The sequence below is a fragment of the Micromonospora sp. LA-10 genome (assembly GCF_051853095.1).
Taxonomy (GTDB): domain Bacteria; phylum Actinomycetota; class Actinomycetes; order Mycobacteriales; family Micromonosporaceae; genus Micromonospora; species Micromonospora echinospora_A.
On sequence record NZ_CP195710.1, the window covers coordinates 2,117,892 to 2,142,860 of the forward strand.

21 protein-coding genes and 1 riboswitch are annotated in these 24,969 nt (G+C 74.3%); of the genes, 8 read left to right on the forward strand and 13 right to left on the reverse strand.

Annotation, left to right across the window (positions count from 1 at the left end; genetic code table 11):
* Nucleotides 1–26 precede the first annotated feature (26 nt).
* Nucleotides 27–530, forward strand: coding sequence for a GNAT family N-acetyltransferase (locus ACSDG8_RS09835; RefSeq protein WP_210893184.1), 504 nt, complete (start codon nt 27–29; stop codon nt 528–530).
* On the forward strand, nt 527–1,315 hold the full coding sequence (locus tag ACSDG8_RS09840) for an SAM hydrolase/SAM-dependent halogenase family protein (protein WP_210893186.1): 789 nt from the start codon (nt 527–529) through the stop codon (nt 1,313–1,315). The genes ACSDG8_RS09835 and ACSDG8_RS09840 overlap by 4 nt, the downstream gene beginning before the upstream one ends.
* 123 nt (nt 1,316–1,438) lie before the next feature.
* On the opposite strand, the gene ACSDG8_RS09845 is transcribed toward ACSDG8_RS09840, so the two are convergent.
* On the reverse strand, nt 1,439–2,689 hold the full coding sequence (locus ACSDG8_RS09845) for a hypothetical protein (RefSeq protein WP_210942861.1): 1,251 nt from the start codon (nt 2,687–2,689) through the stop codon (nt 1,439–1,441).
* Between the two features lie 108 nt (nt 2,690–2,797).
* On the opposite strand from ACSDG8_RS09845, the gene ACSDG8_RS09850 reads away from it, so the two are divergent.
* Both ACSDG8_RS09850 and ACSDG8_RS09855 read left to right on the forward strand, forming a co-directional pair.
* Nucleotides 2,798–3,589: a DNA-formamidopyrimidine glycosylase family protein gene (locus tag ACSDG8_RS09850; RefSeq protein WP_439427830.1), complete on the forward strand. Its 792-nt coding sequence runs from the start codon at nt 2,798–2,800 to the stop codon at nt 3,587–3,589.
* Between the two features lie 78 nt (nt 3,590–3,667).
* The gene (locus tag ACSDG8_RS09855) at nt 3,668–7,399 is read left to right on the forward strand and encodes a fibronectin type III domain-containing protein (RefSeq protein ID WP_439427831.1); all 3,732 of its coding nucleotides are present in this window, start codon (nt 3,668–3,670) and stop codon (nt 7,397–7,399) included.
* Between the two features lie 485 nt (nt 7,400–7,884).
* Here the strand turns inward: ACSDG8_RS09855 and pspM are convergent, their stop codons facing one another.
* From pspM to ACSDG8_RS09890, 7 genes are all read right to left on the reverse strand, one after another.
* The gene (gene pspM / locus ACSDG8_RS09860) at nt 7,885–8,646 is read right to left on the reverse strand and encodes a phage shock envelope stress response protein PspM (protein ID WP_073830250.1); all 762 of its coding nucleotides are present in this window, start codon (nt 8,644–8,646) and stop codon (nt 7,885–7,887) included.
* Between the two features lie 16 nt (nt 8,647–8,662).
* A complete protein-coding gene (locus tag ACSDG8_RS09865; protein WP_210893194.1) occupies nt 8,663–9,514 on the reverse strand; it encodes a PspA/IM30 family protein in 852 nt (283 codons plus the stop codon).
* Between the two features lie 127 nt (nt 9,515–9,641).
* Entirely contained in the window at nt 9,642–10,091 is a 450-nt protein-coding gene (locus tag ACSDG8_RS09870; protein WP_210893196.1) for a helix-turn-helix domain-containing protein, read from the reverse strand.
* 208 nt (nt 10,092–10,299) lie between these two features.
* On the reverse strand, nt 10,300–10,842 hold the full coding sequence (locus tag ACSDG8_RS09875; protein ID WP_210893198.1) for a CinA family protein: 543 nt from the start codon (nt 10,840–10,842) through the stop codon (nt 10,300–10,302).
* Nucleotides 10,843–10,892: 50 nt separating this feature from the next.
* Nucleotides 10,893–11,474 carry a CDP-diacylglycerol--glycerol-3-phosphate 3-phosphatidyltransferase gene (gene pgsA / locus ACSDG8_RS09880; protein WP_210893201.1) on the reverse strand — a complete coding sequence of 194 codons (582 nt, stop codon included), beginning with the start codon at nt 11,472–11,474 and terminating at the stop codon, nt 10,893–10,895.
* Nucleotides 11,475–11,521: 47 nt separating this feature from the next.
* The gene (gene rimO / locus ACSDG8_RS09885) at nt 11,522–13,024 is read right to left on the reverse strand and encodes a 30S ribosomal protein S12 methylthiotransferase RimO (protein ID WP_210893203.1); all 1,503 of its coding nucleotides are present in this window, start codon (nt 13,022–13,024) and stop codon (nt 11,522–11,524) included.
* 50 nt (nt 13,025–13,074) lie between these two features.
* A complete protein-coding gene (locus ACSDG8_RS09890) occupies nt 13,075–13,998 on the reverse strand; it encodes an ornithine cyclodeaminase family protein (RefSeq protein WP_210893205.1) in 924 nt (307 codons plus the stop codon).
* A 96-nt stretch (nt 13,999–14,094) separates the two neighbouring features.
* Nucleotides 14,095–14,160: riboswitch (guanidine-III (ykkC-III) riboswitch) on the forward strand.
* 57 nt (nt 14,161–14,217) lie between these two features.
* Between ACSDG8_RS09890 and ACSDG8_RS09895 the strand changes: the two genes are divergently transcribed.
* Nucleotides 14,218–14,532: a DMT family transporter gene (locus ACSDG8_RS09895; protein WP_116504820.1), complete on the forward strand. Its 315-nt coding sequence runs from the start codon at nt 14,218–14,220 to the stop codon at nt 14,530–14,532.
* Between the two features lie 84 nt (nt 14,533–14,616).
* Complete coding sequence (locus ACSDG8_RS09900) at nt 14,617–14,859, forward strand: hypothetical protein (protein ID WP_013474454.1); 243 nt, start codon at nt 14,617–14,619, stop codon at nt 14,857–14,859.
* A 63-nt stretch (nt 14,860–14,922) separates the two neighbouring features.
* On the opposite strand, the gene ACSDG8_RS09905 is transcribed toward ACSDG8_RS09900, so the two are convergent.
* A complete protein-coding gene (locus tag ACSDG8_RS09905; RefSeq protein WP_210942859.1) occupies nt 14,923–17,379 on the reverse strand; it encodes a DNA translocase FtsK in 2,457 nt (818 codons plus the stop codon).
* A gap of 113 nt (nt 17,380–17,492) precedes the next feature.
* Here ACSDG8_RS09905 and ACSDG8_RS09910 point away from each other — a divergent pair, with 113 nt between their 5' ends.
* Both ACSDG8_RS09910 and ACSDG8_RS09915 read left to right on the forward strand, forming a co-directional pair.
* The gene (locus ACSDG8_RS09910; RefSeq protein WP_210893209.1) at nt 17,493–17,972 is read left to right on the forward strand and encodes a YbjN domain-containing protein; all 480 of its coding nucleotides are present in this window, start codon (nt 17,493–17,495) and stop codon (nt 17,970–17,972) included.
* Nucleotides 17,969–19,621 carry a YbjN domain-containing protein gene (locus tag ACSDG8_RS09915; protein ID WP_210942858.1) on the forward strand — a complete coding sequence of 551 codons (1,653 nt, stop codon included), beginning with the start codon at nt 17,969–17,971 and terminating at the stop codon, nt 19,619–19,621. The genes ACSDG8_RS09910 and ACSDG8_RS09915 overlap by 4 nt, the downstream gene beginning before the upstream one ends.
* A 139-nt stretch (nt 19,622–19,760) precedes the next feature.
* Here ACSDG8_RS09915 and ACSDG8_RS09920 read toward each other — a convergent pair whose 3' ends face one another.
* From ACSDG8_RS09920 to thyX, 4 genes are all read right to left on the reverse strand, one after another.
* Nucleotides 19,761–21,311, reverse strand: a complete 1,551-nt coding sequence (locus tag ACSDG8_RS09920) for a S1 family peptidase (RefSeq protein ID WP_210942857.1) — start codon at nt 21,309–21,311, stop codon at nt 19,761–19,763.
* A gap of 174 nt (nt 21,312–21,485) precedes the next feature.
* The gene (locus ACSDG8_RS09925) at nt 21,486–23,174 is read right to left on the reverse strand and encodes a ribonuclease J (RefSeq protein WP_210893215.1); all 1,689 of its coding nucleotides are present in this window, start codon (nt 23,172–23,174) and stop codon (nt 21,486–21,488) included.
* A gap of 51 nt (nt 23,175–23,225) precedes the next feature.
* The gene (gene dapA, locus ACSDG8_RS09930; protein WP_210893217.1) at nt 23,226–24,152 is read right to left on the reverse strand and encodes a 4-hydroxy-tetrahydrodipicolinate synthase; all 927 of its coding nucleotides are present in this window, start codon (nt 24,150–24,152) and stop codon (nt 23,226–23,228) included.
* 52 nt (nt 24,153–24,204) lie between these two features.
* Complete coding sequence (gene thyX, locus ACSDG8_RS09935) at nt 24,205–24,942, reverse strand: FAD-dependent thymidylate synthase (protein ID WP_210893474.1); 738 nt, start codon at nt 24,940–24,942, stop codon at nt 24,205–24,207.
* Nucleotides 24,943–24,969: the final 27 nt, after the last annotated feature.

Consider the following 24,969-nt stretch of genomic DNA (forward strand, 5'->3'; position numbering starts at 1 on the left):
GGGGAGCGGGAACGTAGGGTGTGCCGGTGGCCTCGATCCGGGTACGTCAGGCGCGCGACGAGGACCGTGCCGCGCTGACGGCGTTGCACGAGCGGGAGTGGGGCGGGCCGAACGTGGTGGTCCACGACACCCGCTACGACTTGCGTGACCTGCCCGCGCTGGTGGCGGTCGACGACGGCGGCGCGTTCGCCGGCGCGCTGGTGTACCGGGTCGACACCGACGGGCTGGAAGTGGTGAGCCTGGCCGCGTCGACGCCCAGCAACGGGGCCGGCAGCGCCCTGCTGGCCGCCGCCGAGAAGGCGGCCACGGAAGCCGGGGCGGACCGGATCTGGCTGGTCACCACGAACGACAACCTGGGCGCGCTGCGCTTCTACCAGCGCCGAGGGCTGCGCATCGTCGCGGTGGACAGTGGCGCGGTGGACCGGGCCCGAGCGGTCAAACCGACGATCCCCCGGATCGGCGCGGACGGCATCCCGCTGCACGACGAGCTGCGCCTGGCGCGGCGCCTGACCAGGGCGGGCGACCGGTGAACGGCACCCCTCGATGCGTCTCGCTGACCACCGACTACGGCCTGGCCGACGGGTTCGTGGCGGCGTGCCACGGGGTGCTGGCCCGGCTCGCACCGGCCGTACGCGTGATCGACGTGACGCACCTGGTGCCGCCGGCCGACGTACGCCGGGGCGCGGCGGTGCTCGCGCAGACGGTGCCGTACCTGCCGTGGGGGGTGCACGTCGCGGTGGTCGACCCGGGCGTCGGCACCACCCGGCGCGGGATCGCGCTGGCCGCGCCCGGCGGGCTCCTGGTCGGCCCGGACAACGGGCTGCTGGTCCCGGCCGCCGAGGCGCTCGGCGGGGTGAGCGCGGCGGTGGAGCTGACCAACCCGGACTGGCTCGGCCCGGTCGTCTCCCGCACGTTCCACGGGCGGGACGTGTTCGCGCCGGTGGCCGCCCGGCTGGCGCTGGGCGCACCGCTGGCCGAGGCCGGGCCGGCGGTTGACCCGGGCACGCTGGTCCGGCTGCCGGAACCGGTCGTCCGCGCCCAGTCCGGCGGCCTCACCGCCGAGGTGCTCACAGTCGACCACTTCGGCAACGTCCAGCTCGCCGCGCCGGGCGCGCTGCTCGACGGCCTGCCGCCCCGGGTGCTGGTGAACGGCCGGGAGGCGGTGCACGGTCGCACGTTCGGCGACGCCCCGCCCGGCGCCCTGGTGGTCTACCCCGACTCCGCCGACCTGGTGGCCATAGCGGTGAACACCGGCCGAGCCGCCGACACCCTCCAGACCACCCCAGGCGCCCTAATCACCATCACCACCCCCTGACCCTGCCCCTGACCCCCGCGATCTTGCAGTTGGCGCCCCGGCACAGGGGACAAAAGCCCCACCGGGCGGGCCGAAACTGCAAGATCAACGGAGGTCAGGGGGTAGGGAGGGGGAGAGACAGGGTCAGCAGCGGGGGACTGTGCCGCCGTAGATCGAGGACAGGTACGCGTGGCTCACGTAGGTGCCGCCGACCAGGCGGTACCACCGCGTCGTCGTGCGGTACGTGCCGGCGATCCGCTGGCCGGTCACGTAACACTGCACCGGCACGTGGGCGTACGTGGCGGCCAGGCCACGGCTCGCGTACGAGGTGCCCGCCCCGGCGCGCAGGTTCAGCGGCCCGGAGCCGACGACGGCCCGTGCCCCGCCACCGGTCCACAGCAGCGTCACGTCCACCCACGCGTTGTCGGTGAGCCGCAGCCCGTCCCAGAACGTGCCGTCCGCCAGGTCCAGCCCGGCCGGGTTCCGCACGGTGCGTCCGAACTGGTCACGCCCACCGTTGTAGTTGTTCTGGTACGCCGCCTGGGCCTCGGGCCGCCCGCGCGGCAGGTCCGTCCAGTTCTCCCGGATCGACGACGGGTTCCACCAGTCGTCGCGGGTGTTCCACGGGCCGACGTCCCAGACCGGGGCGTACTCGCAGCGGCGTCCGTTCGTGGTGCAGACCTTGACGGTGTAGTCGCCGGTGCCACGCGGGGACAGGCCGCGCCGGCTGGGCAGCGCCGCGAAGTGGTCCCGGGTGCGCACCGTGTGCCCGTTGGCGGTGGTGCCGCCGACCAGGCCGATCCGGGTCGCGTACACCCGGTAGGTGAGCGGGGCGGCCGGCTGGACCGCCGTGGTGGCGACCCGGTCGGCGGCCAGCGTCAGGCCGGTCACCGTGGCCTCGGACGCGGCGTCGCTGGTGGTCAGCACGACGCGCGCCTGCACCCGGCGGACCGGTTCGTCGAACACGGCCTCGGCGGCGTCGCGCCACTCGGTCCAGCCGCGGGCACGCCAGCCGCGTACCTGGGCCACCGCCGTACCCCCGTCGCCGGTGCGGGCGGCGAGCCGGGCGCGTACCCGGGTGGCGGGCCGGTCCAGGACGCGCGGCGCGGAGAGCAGGATGCCCTCGGCGACCGGGCCGCCCACGGCGGCCGGGCGGGTGCGGGCGGTGGGGCGGGGGTCGGCCAGCCGGAGGCGGCCGGAACGCCAGGCGACGTTGACGTCGTCGCCGCCGGCGACGGCGAGGTCGACGGACCAGCGTTCGGGGTCGGGCGCGCCGGCGAGTGCCGGTACGGCGGTGGACGGGGGCGCGGCCGACGCGGGCGTGCCGGGCAGTCCGGCGGCCACGGTGAGCAGGGCAGTCAGGGCGACGACGGTACGACGTCCAGAATGAGCCATCAGCATTCTCCTCAGAACCCCCTGATCGTTGCGTTTCCGCAGATCAAGTGGAACCTCAGTACAAATGGCGACACATGCGAATTCTGTTCGGTAGGGGACAATGGCCGGGTGCCCGAAGGCGACACCGTCTGGAACACCGCGCGCGTCCTGGATCGCGCGCTGTCCGGGGCCCGGCTCACCGGGTCCGACTTCCGCGTGCCGCAGCTCGCCGCCACCGACCTGACCGGCTGGACCGTGCGCGAGTCGGCCAGCCGGGGCAAGCACCTGCTGCTGCGCCTCACCGCGCCCACCGATGCCCAGTGGACGCTGCACTCGCACCTGCGGATGGACGGCGCCTGGCGCGCGTACACCCCGGGTGAACGCTGGACGGCGCGGCCGGCGCACCTGATCCGCGTGGTGCTCCGCTCCCCCGGCGCGGTCGCCGTCGGCTACCACCTGCACGAGCTGGCGCTGGTGCCGACGGCCGAGGAGGAGTCGCTCGTCGGTCACCTCGGCCCGGACCTGCTCGGCCCGGACTGGGACGCCGACGAGGCGGTACGCCGGCTCGCCGCCGAGCCGGAGCGCACCATCGGCGAGGCGCTGCTCGACCAGCGCAACCTCGCCGGCGTGGGCAACCTCTACAAGTGCGAGGTGCTGTTCCTGCGCGGGGTGTCCCCCTGGACGCCGGTACGCGCGGTGCCGGACCTGCCCGGCACCGTCGCGCTGGCCCAGCGGCTGCTCGCGGCGAACCGGGGCCGCTGGACGCAGAGCACGACCGGGGTGCTGCGCCGGGGCGGCACCAGTTACGTATACGGCCGCCGGGCCCAGCCGTGCCGGCGCTGCGGAACGGCCATCCGCAAGGAGGAGCTGGGCGAGCGGGTCACCTACTGGTGCCCGGTCTGCCAGCCCGACCGCACCTGACGTGGAACTTCCACGAAACGCCAAAGATCGCCAAGATAGGGACGATTGGGTACTTCCGTCTCACCCCCGCGACGTCGCATGCTGCGATTGACCGCTCACCGCTCGTCAGCAGCGCGTACGCCGCCACGCCGGGGTGTCGGCCGGCGCGCCCCGACCCCGGGGAGAGCCATGGTGCTGTTCCGCAGACTCCGGCCCGGACGGCCGGACCGCGCCGGAGTCGCCGAGGAGACCGCGCCCACCACGTTCGCCGGTTCCGCGGGGCGGGGCGTACCCGCCGCGCGCGCCGGCGACGAGGAGCCGGGCGACGGAGCCACCCCGGCCAGCCTGGACCCGGCCGCCGTCCCGCGCCTGTTCGGCCCGGTGCCGAACACCGCCGGCAGCCCGCTGCCCACGCTCGACGCCGACGGCCGCCCGGCGCCCGGCACCGGCATCCGCAAGTTCGTCGACCCGCTGCCGCTGCCCGGGCAGCCCGCCACCGCCGGGCTCGGCGCCCGCCTGCCGGTCGCCGTCCCGGACACCATCACCTGGCCGGGCTGCGACTACTACGAAATCGGCCTCCAGGAGTACGCGCAACGCCTGCACCGCGACCTGCCGGCCACCCGGCTGCGCGGCTACCGCCAACTCAACCTGGGCACCGACGCGGCCGGCCACAACACCGTCAGCCCACCGGAGCGGCCCTGGCACCTCGGCCCGATGATCGTCGCGCGGCGCGGCCGTCCGGTCCGGATCAAGTTCATCAACCAGCTCCCCACCGGACGGGCCGGCGAGCTGTTCCTGCCGGTGGACGAGACGGTCGACGGGGCCGGCGGCGGGCCGCTGGACGGTCCCGCGCCGTACCCACAGAACCGGGCCGTGCCGCACCTGTCCGGCGCGCAGACCGGGTGGATCAGCGCCGGCAACCCGTGGCAGTGGGTGACCCCGGCCGGCGAGATCACCCCGTACCCGGTCGGGGTGGGTGTCACGCCGGTGCCGGACATGCCGCCGCCCGGCGCGGGCGCCACCACGCTGTACTTCCCGAACGAGCAGAGCGGCCGGCTGATGTGGCTGCACGACAACACGCTCGGCCTGTCCCGGCTCACCGTCTACTCCGGGCAGATCGCGCTGTACCTGCTCACCGATCCGGCCGAGGAACGCCTCGTCGACGACGGCGTGCTTCCCGCCGACCAGTTCCCGCTGGTGATCGAGGACAAGACGTTCGTGCCGGACGACGCGCAGCTCGCCGCCCAGGACCCGACCTGGGACCGGGACCGCTGGGGCGCCAAGGGCAGCCTCTGGCACCCGCACGTCTACCAGCCCCGGCAGAACCCGTACCGGCTAACCGGCGGCAACCCGACCGGCCGCTGGGACTACGGGCCGTGGACCCACGACCCGGACGGCGGGGCCAGCCCGTGGGTCGCCCCGGTGCCGAACCCGCACCACGACCCCGACACCGACCCGGACGAGCCGCCGCTGGCGCCCGCCGTGCCGCACCCGTCGGCGGTGCCCGAGGCGTACGGGGACACCCCGCTCGTCAACGGCGTCGCCTACCCGTACCTGGAGGTCGCGCCGCGCGCGTACCGGTTCCGGATCCTCAACGCCTGCGCCGACCGGGCGCTCAACCTCCAGCTCTACCGGGCCGCCTCGGACGACCCGATGTGGGCCGACGACGGCAGTATGGCCGACCCGGACGCCGGCGAGGTGCCGATGATCGAGGCGGTACGCGCGCCCGGGCGGCCCGCGTACTGGCCGGTGGACGGACGCGACGGCGGTGTGCCCGACCCGGCCGCCGCCGGACCCGACCTGATCCAGATCGGCAACGAGAGCGGGTTGCTCCCCGCCCCGGTGGTGCTGGCCAACCGGCCGGTGGACTACCGGTACGACAGGCAGGACCCGACAGTGCTCAACGTGGACGGGCACGCGCTGCTGCTGGCCCCCGGCGAACGGGCCGACGTGGTGGTGGACTTCGCCACCGTGGCGCCGGGCAGCACACTCATCCTCTACAACGACTGCCCCGCGCCGCTGCCCCGGTTCGACCCGCGCTACGACCACCACACCGGCGCGCCGGACCGGACCGGCTCGGGCGGGCTGCCGCCGACCCGCCCCGGGTACGGCCCGAACACCCGTACGCTGCTCCAGATCCGGGTCATCGGCGCACCGGCTCAGCCGTACGACACGCGCCGGCTCGGCGACCGGCTACCCGGGGCGTACGCGCACAGCCAGCCGCCGCCGATCGTGCCGCAACCGGCGTACGACGCCGCGTTCGGAACCCACACCCCGCGTCCGACGCTGGTCGGCGCGCGGGACGCCTCGGTCACGTTCACCCCGCCCGGCGCGGCGGCGCCGGTCACGCTGCCGCTGGCGGTGAAGTCGGTCGGGCAGGTGTTCGAGCCCCGGCACGGCCGCACGGTGGGCCGCCTCGGCGTCGGCCACCCGGTCAGCGGGCCGCTGCTGCCGGCCACGCTGCCGCTGGGCCCGGTGGAACCCGCCACCGAGGTGCTGCACACCACCGACCCGGCCGTACCGGTCGGCGCGCCCGGCGACGGCACGCAACTGTGGCGGATCGTCGGCGATGCCCCGCGCACCCATCCGGTGCACATCGAGGGCTGCGACGTGCAACTGGTCAACCGGGTCGGCTGGGACGGCACGCTGCGCCCGCCCGAGGCGGGCGAGCTGGGCTGGAAGGACACCGTCCGGGTCAACCCCCGGGAGGACGTCGTGGTGGCGCTGCGTCCCGCGCCCCCGCCCCTGCCGTTCAAGATCGGCGACAGCGTACGGCTGCTCGACCCGTCCCGGCCCGTCGGCGCACGGCTGGACGCGAGCCCGGTCAGCCCGGCCGACGGGCGTCCCGCCACTGTGGTCAACCAACTCGTCAACCTGGGCTGGGAGTACCGCTGGCAGACCCGCTCGGCAGGGCTGCGCGACCAGGGCATGAGCCGTCCACTGGTGCTGCGGGTGGCGCCCAAGGCTCCGACCGGGCTGACCGCCACCCCGGCGCCGGGCAGCGCCACCGCGCTTCCCGCCATCGCGCTGACCTGGACCGGCAACGGCAGCCGCCCGGTGCCCACCAGCCACCTGCTGCAACGCGCCACCGACAGCGCCTTCACCGCCGGGCTGACCGAGATCACCGTGGCCGCCACCGCGACCCGCTACACCGACGCGACAGTCACGCCCGGCGTCACGTACCACTACCGGATCCGGGCCGAGAACGCGGTGAGCTGCTCGTCCTGGTCGAATGCCGTACCGGCGGCGGTGCGCCTGGCCGCGCCGGCCCGGCTCACCTCGGCGGTGCTGCCGACCGCGCCACTGCGGGTGGCGCTGCGCTGGGCGAACCACTCCTTCGCCACCGGTGTGGACGTGCAGCGCGCCACCAACCCGACGTTCAGCAGCGGCCCGGGCACCACAGCGATCGCCGTGGGCGAGGCCCACCTGGACCCGGCCGTCGCCCCGGACACCACGTACTACTACCGGGTACGCACGACGTACCTGGGCGCGGCGTCCCCCTGGTCCACAGTGGCCCGGGTGACCACCCCGGCCCGGCCGACGGCGCCCACGGCGGTGAGCGTCATCGCGAGCGCGCCGGGGCCGGACACCGCCACCGTGACGTTGAGCTGGTCGGCGGAGGCGCCGGCCGGACCGGGCGCCGGTTTCGTCGTGCAGCGCGCCACCGACGCCGCGTTCACCAGGGATCCGGCCACGTTCCGCGTCACCGGCCGGGGCTTCACCAACACCGGCCTGGCCCGCGGTGTCACCTACCACTACCGGGTACGCGCGACGAACGTGGTCGGCACCTCCCCCTGGACCCCGCCCACCCCCATAACGACCCCCACCTGACCGCCCTAGGCGTTGATCATGAAGTTGACGGCAGATTCCGAGATCAACAACACCGCCAACTTCATGATCACCGGGGTCAGCGCCCCGCCCGACCCGCCCCGGTGATCAAGGAGTTTGTGTCCGCCTCCCGCCCTCCACAGGACACAAACCCCTTGATCACCGCCCACCGGCACGGAGGACGAGGCGCGGGAACGGGAACCACGCCCGAGCCGGACGGAAGCCGGACGATCATGAAGTTGACGGCGGAATCCGAGATCAAGAACGCCGCTAACTTCATGATCACGGGGTCAGAGGGGTGGCGCGGGGGCACAGGACCGCGAGCGCCCGACTGGGAGGCCGACAAGCACCCTCGCCCAGGCCCTGGTGGCGTCGGTGATCAAGGAGTTGGTGTTCGGATTTGGGCCGGGGCGGGACACAAACTCCTTGATCAACGCGCGGGGGCGATCAACGCGCGGGGGCGAGCAAAGCCCGGGAGGCAGCGAGGGCTAGGGGGCGCGGAGGGGGGTGCGGAGTTCGGCCAGGGCGGAGGCCACCCCGTGCAGCAGGTCGGTGGCCTCGGTCAGCCGCGCGGCGGCCGGGTGCGCGGTGTTGGGGCGGGCGTCCTCGGCGACGTAGCCGGCGGCGGCCACCACCAGCCGCTCGTACGCGGCCACCCCGTCCTCCAGCTGGGCCACCAGCGTCGCGTGCACCTCGTCCAGCGTGCTCTGCGGGGTCAGCTTCGCCGCGCGTTCCACGCCCGCCACCCGGTTCGCCAGCTCACGCAGGGAACGATCGGCCTCGGCCGCTTCCCGGACCGCCGGCTCGGCCAGCCCGGTGAGCCGTCCGGCGAGCCCGGCCAGGGTGAGGGCGGCCCGGTCCAGCCGGGCCCACGGCTCGGCCGCGGCGGTGCCGCGCAACGCCATGCGGGAGCGGACCCGGCGTACCTCGGCCAGGACGCCCGGGCCCACTGGCAGCCGCTCGACGGCGGCGACGAGCCGGGCGCGGGAGCGGGCGGCGGCCTCCGCCGGGTCGAGGGCGGGCGGCGCCGGCACGGCCGCGAGCGCCCGGTGGTCGGCCCAGCGCCAGGCGGCGATCGCGATCGCGCTGCCCGCGGCGCCGGCCCAGGCCGCGTCCGGCAGGCCCAGTCCGGCGTACGGGGTGAGCACCGCGGCGGCGCCGCCGAGCCCTCCGGCCATCACGCTCCACCGTCGCGCCGAGTTGCGCAGCCGGCGCAACCTGCGGAAATGCCGGGCCCGTTCGTCCGCCATGGTGTCCGCCCCTCCGTCAGCCGGTCGTGCTCTCCCCGGTGCCGCGTTCCCGGCTCATGCTGGCCCGGATCTCGTCGAGCCGGGCGGTGGCGGCCGGGTCGGTCGGCTGCCCCACCGCGGGGGTCTCGTGCCGGCCGCCGAGCTGCTCGCCGGCCATGCTCGACCGGATCTGTTCCAGTCTCGCCGATCCGGACGAGTCGAGCGTGGCCTTCTGGATCTCCAGCATCCGGCCCTCGACCGAGTTGCCGGCGAGTTCGGCGCGGCCCATGGCGGTGGCGTAGCGGCGTTCGATCCGGTCGCGTACCTCGTCCAGCGACGGGGTGTTGGCGGGCGCGGTGAGCGACGACATCGACTCCAGCGAGCGGGCCACGCTCTCCTGCATCTTGGCCTGCTCCAGCTGGCTGAGCAGCTTGGTGCGCTCGGCCAGCTTCTGCTGGAGGATCATCGAGTTGTTCTCGACCGCCTTGCGGGCCTGGGCCGCCGCGCCGAGCGCCTGGTCGTGCAGCGTCTTCAGGTCCTCCAGGGCCTGTTCGGCGGAGACGAGCTGGGTGGCCAGCATCTGGGCGGACTGCTCGTAGCGCCCGGCCTCGGTCTCGTCGCCCTTGCCGCGAGCCTGGTCGGCCAGCGCCAGCGCCTGCCGCGCGTTGCCCTGGAGCTGTTCCACCTCGGTCATCTGCCGGGACAGCTTCATCTCCAGCTGACGCTGGTTGCCGATCACCGCCGCCGCCTGCTGGACGAGCGCCTGGTGCTGGCGCTGCGCCTCCTCGACGGCCTGCTGGATCTGCACCTTCGGATCGGCGTGCTCGTCGATCTTCGCGCCGAACAGCGCCATCAGGTACTTCCAACCCTTGACGAACGGGTTAGCCATCTCCGCCTCGTCCCCTCAGTAGCGTCGCGCCTACATCGTCCCAGCCGGACGCCACTCCGGCACCCGTACGCTCCTGATCAACAGTACGACGCGGGCGCCAGCGCCGCCCACGACGAGACAGGCGGAATCAGGCGGCGCAGACCACATCCCGCTCGGCGGGGCGTACCCGGGTGCTGCGCAGCGTGGCCTTGAGCGGCGAGTCCTGCCGGACCTGGACGGCGACCGCGCCGTCGGAGGTGACCTGCCGGACACCGCGGTTCGTCGCCTTGCGCACGGCGGTCGAGGCCACCGGGGCCGGCTCGACCGGCTCGTCGGCCACCGGGACCAGCACGCCGGGCATCTGCTCGGCGAGGGCGACGGTGTCGCTCACCTCGCGCAGCAGTTCCGACAGGCGGGCGCCGAGCGCGTCACAGATGGCGGCCAGCAGTTCGCTTGAGGGTTCCTTCTGGCCGCGTTCGATCTCGGAGAGGTAGCCCAGGCTGACGTTGGCGGCGGACGACACCTCGCGGAGGGTGCGGTGCTGCCCCTGCCTGCGTGTCCGCAGCGCGTCACCGATCACCCGGCGTAGCAGGACCATCGCACCTCCCCCTGAACGGGACCACCATCCCCGGCCGACCGCGCCGCGCCGGACGCGGGGACCGCTCCGACGCCGACGACGACCGTCGGAGCCTTCCCGCAACCGTACCCGTTGGTTGCCACGACGACATCCCACCCCGCCTCTGAAAATCCGGCCGGATCGGCCGGTCGGCGGACCCGCCGCCGGGCGTGTCGGCACCGGGTCGGCATCAGCGGCCGGCCCCCGACGCCGCGGCGGCGTCGGCTTCCTCGGGGAGCTCGATGCGGTCGGCGAGCAGGCGCAGCGCCTCGATCACGGCGGCCGTGCGGATGTGGTCGCGGCCGCCGTCGAGGTCGAGGCGGCGCACCTGCGTGCCGTCCGGCCCGGCGACCGCCACGTAGACCAGGCCGACCGGCTTGTCGTCCTGCGGCTCCGGCCCGGCCACACCGGTGGTGGCCAGACCCCAGTCCGCGCCGCACCGCTGCCGTCCGCCCTCGGCCAGGGCGGCGGCCACGTCGGGATCGACCGGGCCGCGGTCGGCCAGCAGGTCCTCCGGTACGCCGGCGAGCGTCGCCTTGAGTTCGGTCGCGTAGACCACCATGCCGCCCCGGTAGATCGAGCTGACCCCGGCGATCTCCACGACCGCGGCGGCGAGCAGCCCGCCGGTCAGCGACTCGACGGTGGCCAGTGTCTGGCCGCACTCGTGCAGGCGGTGCACGACGGAGGCCGCCGGGCTGCCGGCGGGCCGCTGGTGTCTCGCGTCGGTGTTCATGCCCGCCCTCTCTTCCCGCGCCCGGGCGGCTTACTCGTCGGCGGCCCGGATCAACGGGCCGGACGCCGCAGCCGCAACGCCTGTGCGATGTAGTCGAACCCGGTGACCACGGTGACCACCACCGCCGCCCCCATGATCCAGGGGCCGATCGCGGCGAGCGCCTCCGGCATCGGCCAGAGGTACCAGGTGATCGCCAGGATCTGGAGGGCCGTCTTGACCTTGCCACCCCGGCTGGCGGCGATCACGCCGTGCCGGATCACCCAGAAGCGCAGCGCGGTGATGCCCAGCTCACGGGCGAGGATCACCACCGTCACCCACCAGGGCAGCCGGTCGTAGACGGAGAGCAGCACAAGCGCGGCGCCGGTGAGCGCCTTGTCGGCGATCGGGTCGGCGACCTTGCCCAGCGAGGTGACCAGCTCGAACCGGCGGGCGATCCAGCCGTCGATCAGGTCGGTCGCCGAAGCCACCGCGAAGATCAGGCAGGCGGCCATCCGCCAGCCGGCGTGGGTCATGGCGGACGCGACCACGGTGGCCGCGAAGACGGGCACCAGCACCAGGCGCGCGCCGGTCAGCATGTTCGCCGCGTTGAGCAGCGGTACGGGGGCAGCCGCCGTCGACTCGGCTCCCGTCATGTCCCGCATCGCCCCACGTGGCTTCCCCGCTCCGTCCGGGCCCGCCGTCACCGTACCGCGCCGGGCGCCGCCGAGATCATCTCATCCGGTACGGCGATCAGGTCGACACCCTCGGTCGCGGTCACGGTGGCCCGGACCAGGTCGCCGGGGCGCAGCGCGGCCAGGTCGACGCCGCCGCCGTCGGGCGCGACGAGCGTGGTCGATCCGTCGACCTCGGGCGCCTGGTGGGCGGCCCGCCCCTCCACGACGCCGTCGGCGACCGAGTCCACGAGCACCTCCACCGTCGCGCCGAGGCGCTCCTCGGCGCGCTGCGAGCACAGTTCGTCGGCCAGCGCGCTGAGCTTGTCGTACCGCCGCTTGATCGTGGCGGCGGAGACCTTGCCGGTCAGCCCGGCGGCCTCGGTGCCGTCCTCGTCGCTGTAGTCGAACATGCCGATCGCGTCCAGGCGCGCCTCGGTCAGGAACCGGACCAGCTCGGCCACGTCCTGCTTCGTCTCGCCGGGGAAGCCGACGATGAAGTTGCTGCGCGCGCCCGCGTCCGGCGCGAGCGCGCGGGCGGAGGCGAGCAGCTCCAGGAACCGGTCGGTGGAGCCGAAACGCCGCATCCGGCGCAGCACCGGCTCGCTGGAGTGCTGGAACGACAGGTCGAAGTACGCGGCCACGCCGGGCGTGGTGGCGATCACCTCGACCAGGCCGGGCCGGGTCTCGGCGGGCTGGAGGTAGCTGGCGCGTACCCGCACGATGCCGTCGATCGCGGCGAGCTGCGGCAGCAGCTTCTCCAGCGCGCGCGGGTCGCCCAGGTCCTTGCCGTACGAGGTGGAGTTCTCGCTGACCAGCACCAGCTCGCGGACGCCGGTCTTGGCCAGCCACTCGGCCTCGGCGAGCAGCTCGTCCGGGGTACGCGAGACGAACGCCCCGCGGAAGGCCGGGATGGCGCAGAACGCGCACCGCCTGTCGCAGCCGCTGGCGAGCTTCAGCGAGGCCACCGGGCCGGTGTCGAGCCGGTGCCGCAGCACCTGCCGCAGGTGCGCCGGGGTGTGCGCGTCGGTCTCGGGGGTGACCCGGGCCGGGGTGCCGTGCCCGGGTAGCGACACCGCCGCGTCGCGGCGCTTGACCGGGGTCAGCGGCAGCAGTTCCCGCCGGTCCCGGGGGGTGTGCGCGCCGATCGCCTCGCCGGCGAGCACCGAGTCGAGGCGGGCGGCGATGTCCGGGTAGTCGTCGAAGCTGAGCACCGCCTGCGCCTCGGGGAGGCTGTCGGCCAGCTCACGGCCGTACCGCTCGGCCATGCACCCGGCGGCGACGACCTTCGCGCCGGTGTCGGCGGCGGCGAGCAGCGTCTGGATCGAGTCCTGCTTGGCCTTCTCGACGAAGCCGCAGGTGTTCACCACCACCACGTCGGCGCCCTCGCCGTCGGTGGTCACCTGCCATCCGTCGGCGTGCAGCCGGGCGGCCAGCTCCTCCGAGTCGACCTCGTTGCGGGCGCAGCCGAGGGTCAGCAGGGCGACGCGGCGCCCGTCGGATTGCGGGGTGGAGGAGGTGGCAGACACCATCCGAGGGTACCGGGCCGGTTCCGCACCGCCACGCCACCCGTCCGGCGCGCTCAGCGGGCGGAAGCGGCCACACGGGCCAGCCGGTCGAGGAGGAACACCTCCGTACCGGCCAGGCCGGTGGAGCAGAAGACCGAGATCTGGTCCGCGCCGGTCCGGCCGGGGACCGCCCCGGCCAGCACCGCGCCCAGGTCACGCAGCCGCCCGGCGTACGGCTCGACGGCGGCGAGCATCGGCGGGACGTACGCGGCGGCCTGCCCGGGCGAGTCGGTGACCAGCAGGTCGGCGGCGTCGAGCAGGTCGGGGCCGAACTCGTGCCGATCGACCTGCTTGAAGCCGACGGTGTTGACGTGCGTGCCGGGGGCCAGGTCGGCGGCGTCGAGCACCGGGACGGTGCTCGTGGTGGCGAGCACCACCACATCCCGGTCGCGTACCGCGGCGGCGGCCGAGCCGACGGCGCGGGCCGGCACGCCCAGCTCGGCGCGGATCCGCGCGGCGAACGCCTCCCGCCGGGCCGCTGAGCGGCTGAACACGGTCACCTCGCGCAGCGGCCGGACCGCCGCGGCGGCCCAGACCTGGGTCCACGCCTGCCGCCCGGAACCCACCACGCCGAGCGTGGCGGCGTCCGCGCGGGCCAGCGCGTCGACGGCCACGCCACCGAGTCCTCCGGTACGGCGGGAGCCCAGTTCCTCGCCGACGGCGATGGCGCGTACCGCGCCGGTGCTCGCGTCGTGCAGCACGACGAGCTGACCGCTCTCCGGGTGGCCGAACGTGTCGTACGAGCGAAAGCCGTACCACTCGCCGGTGAGGTGCCCGGCGGTGAGCACCATCCGGCCCCCGCCCAGCGGCGCGGACGCGCGGGGCGGGGCGATGAGCCGCCCGGCGTACGCGGCCAGCAGCGCGTCCCGCATGGCCGCGACGGTGAGCGGGGCGTCCACGGCGGCCGCGACGTCGTCGTCGGAGAAGAGCAGGGTCATGCCTTCCATCGTGCAACCTGAAGTTGACGTCAACTCCACCCGAGGTGGGCTTTCTCACCCCGTCCCCGGTGCGGCCCGGCCGGTGCTACCGTCGGCCACGACGGCCCGCGGGCCGTCCCGGACGAGTGGTGGGCGTACCCGGTCAGGCCAAGACGCCCCGCGTGACCTAACCGTCGCCCGGCCCGCTCCGCGCCGGGCCCGCCCGTCAGAGGTGATCTCATGGCCTGGCTCGTACTGGTGCTCTCCGGACTCCTGGAGACCGCGTGGGCGATCGCGCTCGATCGCAGCGCCGGCTTCACCCGTCCCCTCCCCTCCGCCGTCTTCGCCGTCACGCTCGTCGGGAGCATGGCCGGCCTGGCGTACGCGCTGCGCGACATCCCGGTCGGCACCGGCTACGCGGTGTGGGTCGGCATCGGGGCGGTGGGCACCGCGCTGGTCGGCATGCTCGCGCTCGGCGAGCCGGTGAACCTGCCGCGCGTCGCCTGCCTGCTGCTGGTGGTCGCCGGCGTGATCGGGCTCAAGCTCTTCGGCTGATCACCCGCATCCGGTTTGGACGATGCGACGCCCGGGGTACCCGGTCTCCCGTTGACCGATAGAGCGATCATCACGGAGGACCCCATGGCCGACATGCACGCCAGCGCCCGTCCGCGCAGCAACGCCGCCCGGATCTGCACGATCGTCGCGTTCGTCTTCGCGGCTCTCGCGATCTTCCTGTCCCCGCTGATCTTCGGCGTCCTCGGCCTGATCCTCGGCATCGTCGGCGCCGTCCTCGGCGACAAGCCGCTGGGCTGGTACGCCGCCGCCGCGAGCGTGGTCGGCGCGATCATCGGCGCCGTGCTCGTCGCCGCGCTGCTCAACTGACCCCGAACCGCCCACGGCGGCTCCCACCGGACGGTGGGGGCCGCCGTGGTCCGTCGTGGGACGTCAGTCCTCGCCGCCGCGCAGGCCGGCCAGGACCTCCTCCAGCTCGTCCGGCTTGACCAGCACGTCGCGGGCCTTGGAACCCTCGGACGGCCCGACCACGCCCCGCGTCTCCATCAGGTCCATCAGCCGGCCCGCCTTGGCGAAACCGACGCGCAGCTTGCGCTGGAGCATCGAGGTCGAGCCGAACTGCGAGGTGACCACCAGCTCGACCGCCTGCACGAGCAGGTCCAGGTCGTCGCCGATGTCCTCGTCGATCTTCTTCTTGCTGTCCTGCGCCGGGGCGAGCACGTCCGGGCGGAACTCCGGCTCCCGCTGGTCCTTGCAGAACTTGACCACGTCGGCGATCTCGCGCTCGGTCACCCAGGCGCCCTGGATGCGCTGCGGCTTCGACGCGCCCATCGGCAGGAACAGGCCGTCGCCGCGGCCGAGCAGCTTCTCCGCACCGGGCTGGTCGAGGATGACCCGCGAGTCGGCGAGCGAGGAGGTGGCGAACGCGAGCCGGGACGGCACGTTGGCCTTGATCAGGCCGGTGACCACGTCGACCGAGGGACGCTGGGTGGCCAGCACCAGGTGGATGCCGGCGGCCCGGGCGAGCTGGGTGATCCGGACGATGGAGTCCTCCACGTCGCGCGGCGCGACCATCATCAGGTCGGCCAGCTCGTCCACGATCACCAGCAGGTACGGGTACGGCCGCATCTCCCGCTCGCTGCCCGGCGGGGCCTTGATCTCGCCGTTGCGCACCTTGCGGTTGAAGTCGTCGATGTGCCGGACCCCGTTGGCGGCGAGGTCGTCGTAGCGCATGTCCATCTCGCGGACGACCCACTCCAGCGAGTCGGCCGCCTTCTTCGGGTTCGTCACGATCGGCGTGACCAGGTGCGGGATGCCCTCGTAGCCGGTCATCTCGACCCGCTTCGGGTCGATCAGCAGCAGCCGCACCTCGTCCGGCGTGGCCCGGGTCAGGACGGAGACCAGCAGCGAGTTCAGGCAGGACGACTTGCCCGCGCCGGTGGCGCCCGCGATCAGGATGTGCGGCATCTTCGCGAGGTTGGCCACCACGTAGCCGCCCTCGATGTCCTTGCCGAGCGCCACCACCATCGGGTGGTGGTCGCTGGTCGCGGCCCGCGAGCGCAGCACGTCGCCGAGCGCCACGTTCTCCGGGTCGGTGTTCGGGATCTCCACGCCGACCGCGCTCTTGCCCGGGATCGGGCTGAGGATGCGCACGTCCGGCGACTTCACCGCGTACGCGATGTTGCGGGAGAGCTGGGTGATCCGCTCGACCTTCACACCAGGGCCCAGCTCCACCTCGTACCGGGTGACAGTCGGCCCGCGGGTGAAGCCGGTGACCGCGGCGTCCACGTCGAACTGCTCGAAGACGCCGGTGAGCGCGGCGATCACCTCGTCGTTGGCCTTGCTCCGGGTCTTCGGCGCGGCGCCGCCGCCGAGCATGTTCGCCGGCGGCAGCGTGTAGTCGCCGGCCAGCCCGGTGAGCGCGAGCTGCTCGGCGCGGGTGGGCAGCGGCGAGTGCTCCGGCGGCTCGACCGGCTTGCGGTTCGCCGGCACCCGCGGCGTCTTGCGTGGCAGCACGATGGTTTCCTGCAGGTCGACGCCGGCCAGCTCGTCGTCCGGGTCCAGTGGCTCCAGCGGCGAGGACAGCCGCTTCGCCGGCCGCCTGCGGGCCGGTTTCGCCACCGCCTCGGCCTCGGCTTCCTCCTCCTCGTCCTCGGGCACGCCCGGATCCCCGCGCAGGCCCAGCCGCTCCGGGATCTTGTTGATCGGGGTCGCGGTGACCACGAGCAGGCCGAACACCAGCAGCAGGAGCAGCAGCGGCATCGCCACCCAGGCGGTCACCGCCGACTTCAGCAGGTCGCCCACGCCCGCGCCGAGCAGACCGCCGGCGTAGTCGCGCTGGACCTCGTCGACCGGGTTCTGCCCGATGTGCAGCATCGAGGCGGTCGCCAGCATCATCGAACCCCAGCCGACCAGGCCACGCCCGCGGTGCTCCGGGTCGGCCGGGGTCCGCATCAGCCGCCACGCGCCGACCATGAACAGCACCGGCAGGATGATCGAGATGGCGCCGATGAACAGACGTACGGTGTCGGCCAGGTGCCGGCCCACCGGCCCGGCCCCGCCGCCCCAGATGCCCACCGCGCTGAGGATGGCCAGGCCGAACAGCAGCAGCCCGGCGCCGTCGCGGCGGTGCTCCGGATCCAGCTCCCGGGTGGACGCGGCCTGCCGGCCGGCGGCCCGGAACGCCCAGCCCACAGTGTGGGCCAGCCCCATCCAGACGGCGCCCGCGGCCCGGCCGACGAACGCGGCCGGACCCGGCCCGCGCCGCGCCGGACGCCGAGCCGGTTTCCGCGCCGCCGTCTTCTTCGCCGGCTGACGGGCGCGGTTGTTCGTGGTGCCACGCGGCGACGCGCCGCGCCGCCGGCTCGCCTGAGAGGTACGGCCCGCCATAGAGTCACGGTAACGGCGGCACCCGGTGGAACGCCGCTTTTCCGGGTCGTGTCCGCGCGTCGCAGCACGGGTCGGACCGTCGTTTGTGTTATTCGCCTCAGAAGGGATGCCCGATGGCGTCGCCGGAGATCGAGGACGGCCCGGACGGTCCGCTGACCGGACACCCGCAGGCGCTGCGCCCGCTGACCGGCGAGCTGATCGCCGCCGTGGCAGCCCACCGGGGGTACGCGGTGGTCGAGGAGCCCGACGGCGCGTACGTGGGCCGCTGGGAACGGAACCTGATCTGGTTCCACCGCCGGGGCGCGGCCGGTGAGCTGCTCCAGGTACGCACCGTCGTCGCGCGGCACTTCGGCATCGAGCACGTGCCCGAGCTGCACGTCTTCTGCAACAGATGGAACCACGACCGGCTCTGGCCGAAGGCGTACGTGCACGTCGCCGACGACGGGTCGGCCCAGATCTGCGGCGAGGTCACCACCGACCTGGAACGCGGGGTCACACCGCACCAGCTCGACCGGCTGGTCGACTGCGGCGTCACCACCGGCTGCCAGCTGGCCGCCGCCGTCGACGAGCTGACCGGCGGGACGCTCCGATGACCACCGCCCGCGACCGGGGGCTGGCCGCCGCGCTCGCCGACGCCCGGGACCGGCCCGACGGCGAGGAGCGCTGCGCCGAGCTGGAACGGATCGCCTCCCGCGCGGACGCCACGGGTGACCCGCGTACCGCCCTGTCGGCGCGGTTCACGCTGGTCGAGGCGTACCTGCACCTGGGTGAGCGGTGGCGCACAGTGGAGCCGGTCCGGCGGATGCGGGAGACGGTGGCCCGGCACCCCGGGCTGCTGGACGCCCGCCCCGACGAGCTGACCCGGCTGCGCCGGCACCAGCGGCAGGCGGTGGAGGCGCTGTTCGGCACGCCCCGGGTCGGCCTGGACCAGGCGCGGTCCCTGTTGGACGCGCTCGCCGGGGAGCTGGGCGAGGACGCCGCGCCGGTCGCGGAGTTGCGGTGCCGCGTCGCCGACCACCTCGGCGACGAGCCGGCGGCGCGGCGGGCGTACGAACGCTGGTCGGCCGCCGACGCCACGGACCCGGTGGGCGGCTGCCCGGGCTGCGCCCCGGCGCGACGGGCCGAGCTGCTGGCGGGCTGGGGCGAGCCGGAGGCGGCGCTGGCCGCGCTGACCCCGGCGCTGACCGGCTGGGTAGCGCCGCAGGCGCCACCGACCCGGCGGGGCGAGCGGCAGGCCGCCGAGGCCGCCGCCGGGGCGACGGCCTGCACCGACCAGCCCGAACGGGCGCTCGCGGTGGGACTGCTGCCGTGGCTGCGTACCGGCGCGGTGGCCGAGGCGGCCCGGGCGCACGTGCGCGCGTACCGCCGGCACCGGCGTGAGCGGGCCGCGTTCGGGCTGCTCGCCACGCACCTGCGCTTCTGCGCGCTGGGCGGCTACCTGCATCGCGGGCTGGAGGTGCTGACCGAGCAGCTGCCCCGGCTGGACCATCCGGCCGACGACCTGTCCGCGATGGAGTTCGCCGCGGCCGGCGCGCTGCTCTGCGGGCTGGCCGCCGAGGCCGGGCTCGGCGGGCGGCGGATCCACCGCCCCGGGCACGGCTCCCGGCCGGCGGCCGAGGTGGACGTGGCGACGCTCGGGGCGCAGCTCCAGGCGCTGGCCACCGCGCTCGCCGGCAGCTTCGACGCCCGCAACGGCACCGGGCACCAGTCCGGCCGGATCGCCTCCTGGCTGGCCGAGCGACCGCTGGCCGCGCCGGTGTCGCTCGCCGCCGAGAGCGAGTTCGACGAGGAGCCGGAACCCGACCCCGCCGAGCCCGGTCCGCCCGGCCCGGAGGAGCCGGCCCCGCTGGACACGGCGCTGCTCGCCGCCGCGCTCGACGCCCGGGGCGAGTCGTACACGGTGGAACCGGACGGCACGCTGGTCGGGCGCTGGGGCGAGGCGACGATCCAGTTCCGCCTGCTCGGCCGCCACGGTGACGTGCTGCACGCCCGGGTGGTGGCGGCGCGCCCGCTGCCGGCGCAGCGGCGCGCCGAGGCGTACGCGTTCTGCAACGCCTGGAACCACGACCGGCTGCTGCCCGCCGCCTACGTGCACGAGCCCGGCGACGGGACGCTGGTGCTGGCCGCGGGCGTCTCCACCGACCTGTCCTGCGGGGTCGCCCCGGCGCAGCTGGAGGTGCTGGTGGCCGCGGCGGTCCGCACCGGCGCCGCGTACGCCGAGGCGGTCGCCGCCCTGGCCTGACCCCGACCGGCCGAGCCACGACGCGGCGCGGCCCCCGATCACCGGGCGGTAGTGGTTCCCGGCGGGATCGAGCCGCTACGCGGCGCGGCCCCCGATCACCGGGCGGTGGTGGTCGGGGGCCGCGGTCTCGGTGCGGCGGTCAGCGGGCGGAGAACGCCAGCGTGTACTCGCCGGAGCCGGACAGCCCGGTCACCCGGTACCGGTAGGCGCCGGCCGGGACCTCGGCGGTCAGCCGGGCCACGCCGTCGGCGCTCGTGGCACGCGCCACGGTGCGGAACGCGCCATTGGTGAAGCGTTGCAGCTCCAGCGTCACCCGGACGCCGTCCGGCGCGGCCAGGCACGCCTCCTGGGTGCCGCCCGGCACCCGGAAGAAGCGCCCGTCCGGCTGCACCTGGACCCGCCCGGCGGCGATCCGGCCGGTCCGGCTCACCTGGCCCGCGCACTCGGTGTCGCCGGCCGGCGGGGTGGGCGGCACGGTCGACGGCGGGGTGGTCTCCCCGCCACCGGCCGGCGGCTGCGTCGGGGCCGGCTGGCCACCGGCGGTGACGAGCGTGAGGTTGTTGCGCTGGAGGATCTCGTTGACCGGCTGGAAGAACGTGACGCCGCCCCGGGTGCAGTCGCCGGAGCCGCCGGAGGTGACGCCCTGCGCCTGGTCGCCGGAGAGCCACGCGCCGCCGGAGTCGCCCGGCTCGGCGCAGACGTTCGTCCGGGTCAGCCCGGTGACCGTCCCCTCCGGATAGTTGACAGTGGCGTTCTTGGCCTGGACCAGGCCGCAGCGGGTGCCGGTGGTGGAGCCGGAGCGGCAGATCGAGGCACCGACCGGCGCCTCGGTGGAGCCGTTGACCGCCACCGTGCCGCCGTCGTTGAAGTCGGTCACCACGCCCTGCGGCGTCCAGGCGCCGTTGACCCGCACGAACGCCCAGTCGTCGCCGGGGAACGAGGAGGCCGCGAACGTGCCCTGGGCGACCCGGTTGGCGCCGGTGGTGCGGTCCCCCGGCCGGCCGCAGTGCCCGGCGGTGACGAATCCGCCCACCACCGAGAAGCCGACCGAGCAGCGGCCGGCGTTGTTGATGAAGAAGGCGTCGCCGCCGCGCACGTCGAACAGCGGACGCGGGGCCTCGTCGGCGGTGCGTACCCGGACCATCGTGGTCTTCGAGCCCGCGGCGGCGGCGAACCGTCGGCCGTCGGCCTCCGCGCCCGGACGGGCGACCACCACTACCGCGTTGTCGGTCACGTCGACGTACCAGCCGGCGATGTCCGGGCTGGCCGCGCCGCCCGCCGCGTCGAGCCGGGACTTCACCGCGTCCAGCTCGGCGACGCCCCGGGCGACCCGCTTCGGGACCGCGCCCGCGGCCTTGACCCGTGCCTCGCCGGCCGCGTCGGCCACCGCCACGGTGAGCGTCGCGCCGTCCGCGCTGAGCCAGCTGCCCCCGTACCCGGCGCCGAGTTCGGCACGCAACCGGGTGACGGTGCCGGCCGCCCACCGCTCGGTGCGCAGCCGCTTCACCGCCTGGTCACGGGTGAGCGAGAGGTCGCGGCCCATCGCGTCCAGGACCTCCGGGGCGACGCCGTCGGTAGCCGGCGCGGCCCGCCGGGGTTCCTCGCCGGCGAACGACGGTACGGTCACCGCCGCCGTCAACCCGGCCGCCGCCACCAGTACGCCGATGGCTGTCATCCGTCTGCGGTCCATCCGCCACGCTCCTCCCGGCCGGCGCAGGGGCACGCCGGCCGTCCCGGAGTACGGAGACGGACGCCGATCGGATGAGGGTTACCGGAGGGTTTCGACGCGGCGTGTCGGGACGTACCCGGAAAGCGACGGCGCCGGCCCACCGTGGACGGTGGACCGGCGCGCGGCGCTGTCGGGTCAGACCTCGACGACGGTCGGGACGATCATCGGCCGCCGGCGGTAGGCGTCGTTGACCCAGCGTCCCACGGTGCGGCGGACGATCTGCTGAAGCTGGTGCGGGTCGGTGATGCCGTCCGCGGCGGCCCGGTTCAGCGCCTCGGTGACCAGCGGGATCACCGGGTTGAACGCGGCCGGGTCCTCGGAGAAGCCCTTCGCCGAGACGGTCGGCCCGGCGACCACCTTGCCGGTGACCGAATCGACCACCACGGTCGTGGCGATGAACCCGCCGTCGCCGAGGATCCGGCGCTCGGTGAGCAGCGACTCGCTGACGTCGCCGACGGCGAGACCGTCGACGTAGACGTACCGGCTCTTGACCCGCCCGACCAGGCTGGCGCGACCCTCGACCAGGTCGACCACGTCGCCGTCCTCGCAGATCACGACCCGGTCCGGCGCGACGCCGGACTCGATGCCGAGCCGGGCGTGCGCCCGCAGGTGCCGCCACTCGCCGTGCACCGGCATCAGGTTGCTCGGGCGTACGACGTTGAGCAGGTAGAGCAGCTCGCCGGCCGGGGCGTGCCCGGAGACGTGCACCTTGGCCACGTCCTTGTGCACCACCACGGCGCCGGCCCGGGCCAGCCGGTTGATCACCCGGTAGACCGAGGTCTCGTTGCCGGGCACCAGCGAGGACGCCAGCACCACCGTGTCGCCGGGCGCGATGGTGATGTGCCGGTGGTCGCCGCTGGCCATCCGGCCCAGCGCGCTCATCGGCTCGCCCTGCGAACCGGTGGACATCAGCACGATCTGCTCGGGCGGGAGGTTGGTGGCCTCCTCGATGCCGACCACCAGGCCGGGCGGGATGTTGAGCAGCCCCAGGTCGCGGGCGATGCCCATGTTGCGGACCATGGACCGGCCGATCAGCGCCACCTTGCGGCCGTGCTCGGCGGCCGAGTCGAAAACCTGCTGAACCCGGTGCACGTGCGAGGCGAACGAGGCGACGATGATCCGCCCCTTGGCCTTCGCGAAGATCGAGTCCAGGACCGGGCCGATCTCCCGCTCCGGCGTGACGAAGCCGGGGATCTCCGCGTTCGTCGAGTCCGACAGCAGCAGGTCGACGCCCTCGGCGCCGAGCCGGGCGAACCCGGCCAGGTCGGTGATCCGCCCGTCGAGCGGAAGCTGGTCCATCTTGAAGTCGCCGGTGTGCAGCACCAGGCCGGCCGGCGTACGGATGGCCACCGCCAGCGCGTCCGGGATCGAGTGGTTCACCGCGAAGAACTCGCACTCGAACGGGCCCAGCCGTTCCCGGCCGCCCTCCCGCACGGTCAGCGTGTACGGCTGGATCCGCCGCTCGGCCAGCTTCGCCTCGACCAGCGCGAGCGTGAACTGGGAACCGACGAGCGGAATGTCCGGCTTGTGGGCGAGCAGGTACGGCACGGCGCCGATGTGGTCCTCGTGGCCGTGCGTGAGCACGATCGCCTGCACGTCGGCCAGCCGGTCCAGGATCGGGCCGAAGTCGGGCAGGATCAGGTCCACGCCCGGCTGCTCGACATCGGGGAACAGCACCCCGCAGTCGACGATGAGCAGCTTGCCGTCGTACTCGAAGACGGTCATGTTCCGGCCGATGGCGCCGAGTCCGCCGAGCGGGATGATCCGCAGGCCGCCCTCGGGCAGCGGCGGGGGCAGCTCACCCTCGATGTGCGCCTCGGTCACGCGTCACCTCATTCTGCGACGCCGTCGCGCGGCGTCCGTCGTGTCGTTCGTTCATTCGGGCAGGGGCAGGCCCGCCGCGGCGCAGTCGGCGCGCAGCTGGGCCAGTTCGTCGCCGGTGGCGTCCACCAGCGGCGGTCGCACCGGGCCGGCCGGGCGGCCCTGGGCCGCGAGACCCGCCTTGACCAGGATCGTGCCCTGGGTGCGGAAGATGCCGGTGTAGAGCGGCAGCAGTTGCCGGTGCAGCGCGAGCGCGCCGGCGTTGTCGCCCGCCACGAACGCCTCGATCATCTGCTTGGTCAGCGCCCCGGTGAAATGGGTGGAGGTGCCGACCACGCCGACCGCGCCGATCGCCAGCATCGGCAGCGTGAGCGCGTCCTCGCCGCAGTAGTAGGCCAGGTCGGTGCGGCTGAGCACCTCCGCGGTGGCGAACAGGTCGCCCTTGGCGTCCTTGACGGCGACGATCCGGCCGTGCTCGGCCAGCTTCACGAGCGTCTCGGTGGCGATCGCCACACCGGAGCGGTGCGGGATGTCGTAGAGCATGACCGGCAGGCCGGTGGCGTCCGCGACGGTGGTGAAGTGACGCAGCAGCCCGGCCTGCGGCGGCTTGTTGTAGTACGGGGTCACCACCAGCAGGCCGTGCGCGCCGGCCTTCTCGGCCTGCGCGGCCAGCTCGACGGTGTGCCGGGTGTCGTTGGTGCCCACCCCGGCGACGATCCGGGCCCGGTCGCCGACCGCCTCGCTCACGGCGCGGATCAGGGACTCCTTCTCCGCGTCGGTGGTGGTCGGGGACTCGCCGGTGGTGCCGTTGAGGACCAGCGCGTCGTTGCCCTGCTCGTCCACGAGGTATTCGGCCAGCCGGACAGCGCCGTCCAGGTCCAGCCCGCCGTCCGGCGTGAACGGGGTCACCATGGCCGTCATCACTCGCCCGAACGGACGCGACGCGCCCTGGCCCGGGTCGGTGGAGTGGTCGTGCGTCATGCTCACAACCTAGCGGACGACCACCGGTGGCCCGGCGGCGAAGGGTGACGAGTCACTCGGCGAACGGGGACGCCGCCACCTCGGTGCCGTCGGGCAGGGTGGAGATCACGAAATCGGCGAAGACGTTCGGCGCGACACCCTTGAGCTGCCGCAGGCACTCCACCGCCAGCTCGCGGATCTCCACGTCGGCGTGCTCGGTGGCGCGCATCTTGACGAAGTGCCGCCACGCCCGGTAGTTGCCGGTCACCACGATCCGGGTCTCGGTCGCGTTCGGCAGCACCGCCCGCGCCGCCTGGCGCGCCTGCTTGCGGCGCAGCGTCGGGTTGGGCTCGTCGGTGAAGCGGGCCTCCAGCCCCTCCAGCAACTCGGTGTACGCCCGCACCGCCGCGTCGGTCGCCTCGACGAACTTCTTGTGCAGCTCCGGGTCGTCGGCGATCACCGACGGCTCGACCATCGCCGCGTCCCGCTCCGGCACGTACCGCTGGGAGAGCTGCGAGTAGGAGAAGTGCCGGTGCCGGATCAGCTCGTGCGTGAACGAGCGCGACACGCCGCTGAAGTAGAAGCTCACCGAGCCGTGCTCCAGCACGCTCAGGTGGCCGACCTCCAGGATGTGCGCCAGGTAGCCCGCGTTGGTGGCGGTGGCCGGGTTCGGCTTCTTCCAGCTCTGGTAGCAGGCCCGGCCGGCGAACTCGGCGAGCGCCTGCCCGCCGTCGGCGTCGGTGGACCAGGGCACCTCTTCGGGCGCCTGGAACTGGGTCCACGCGATCAACTTGACCTGGGGCTGCACCATCTCCGGCATTCCTGCGACTGTAGTTGG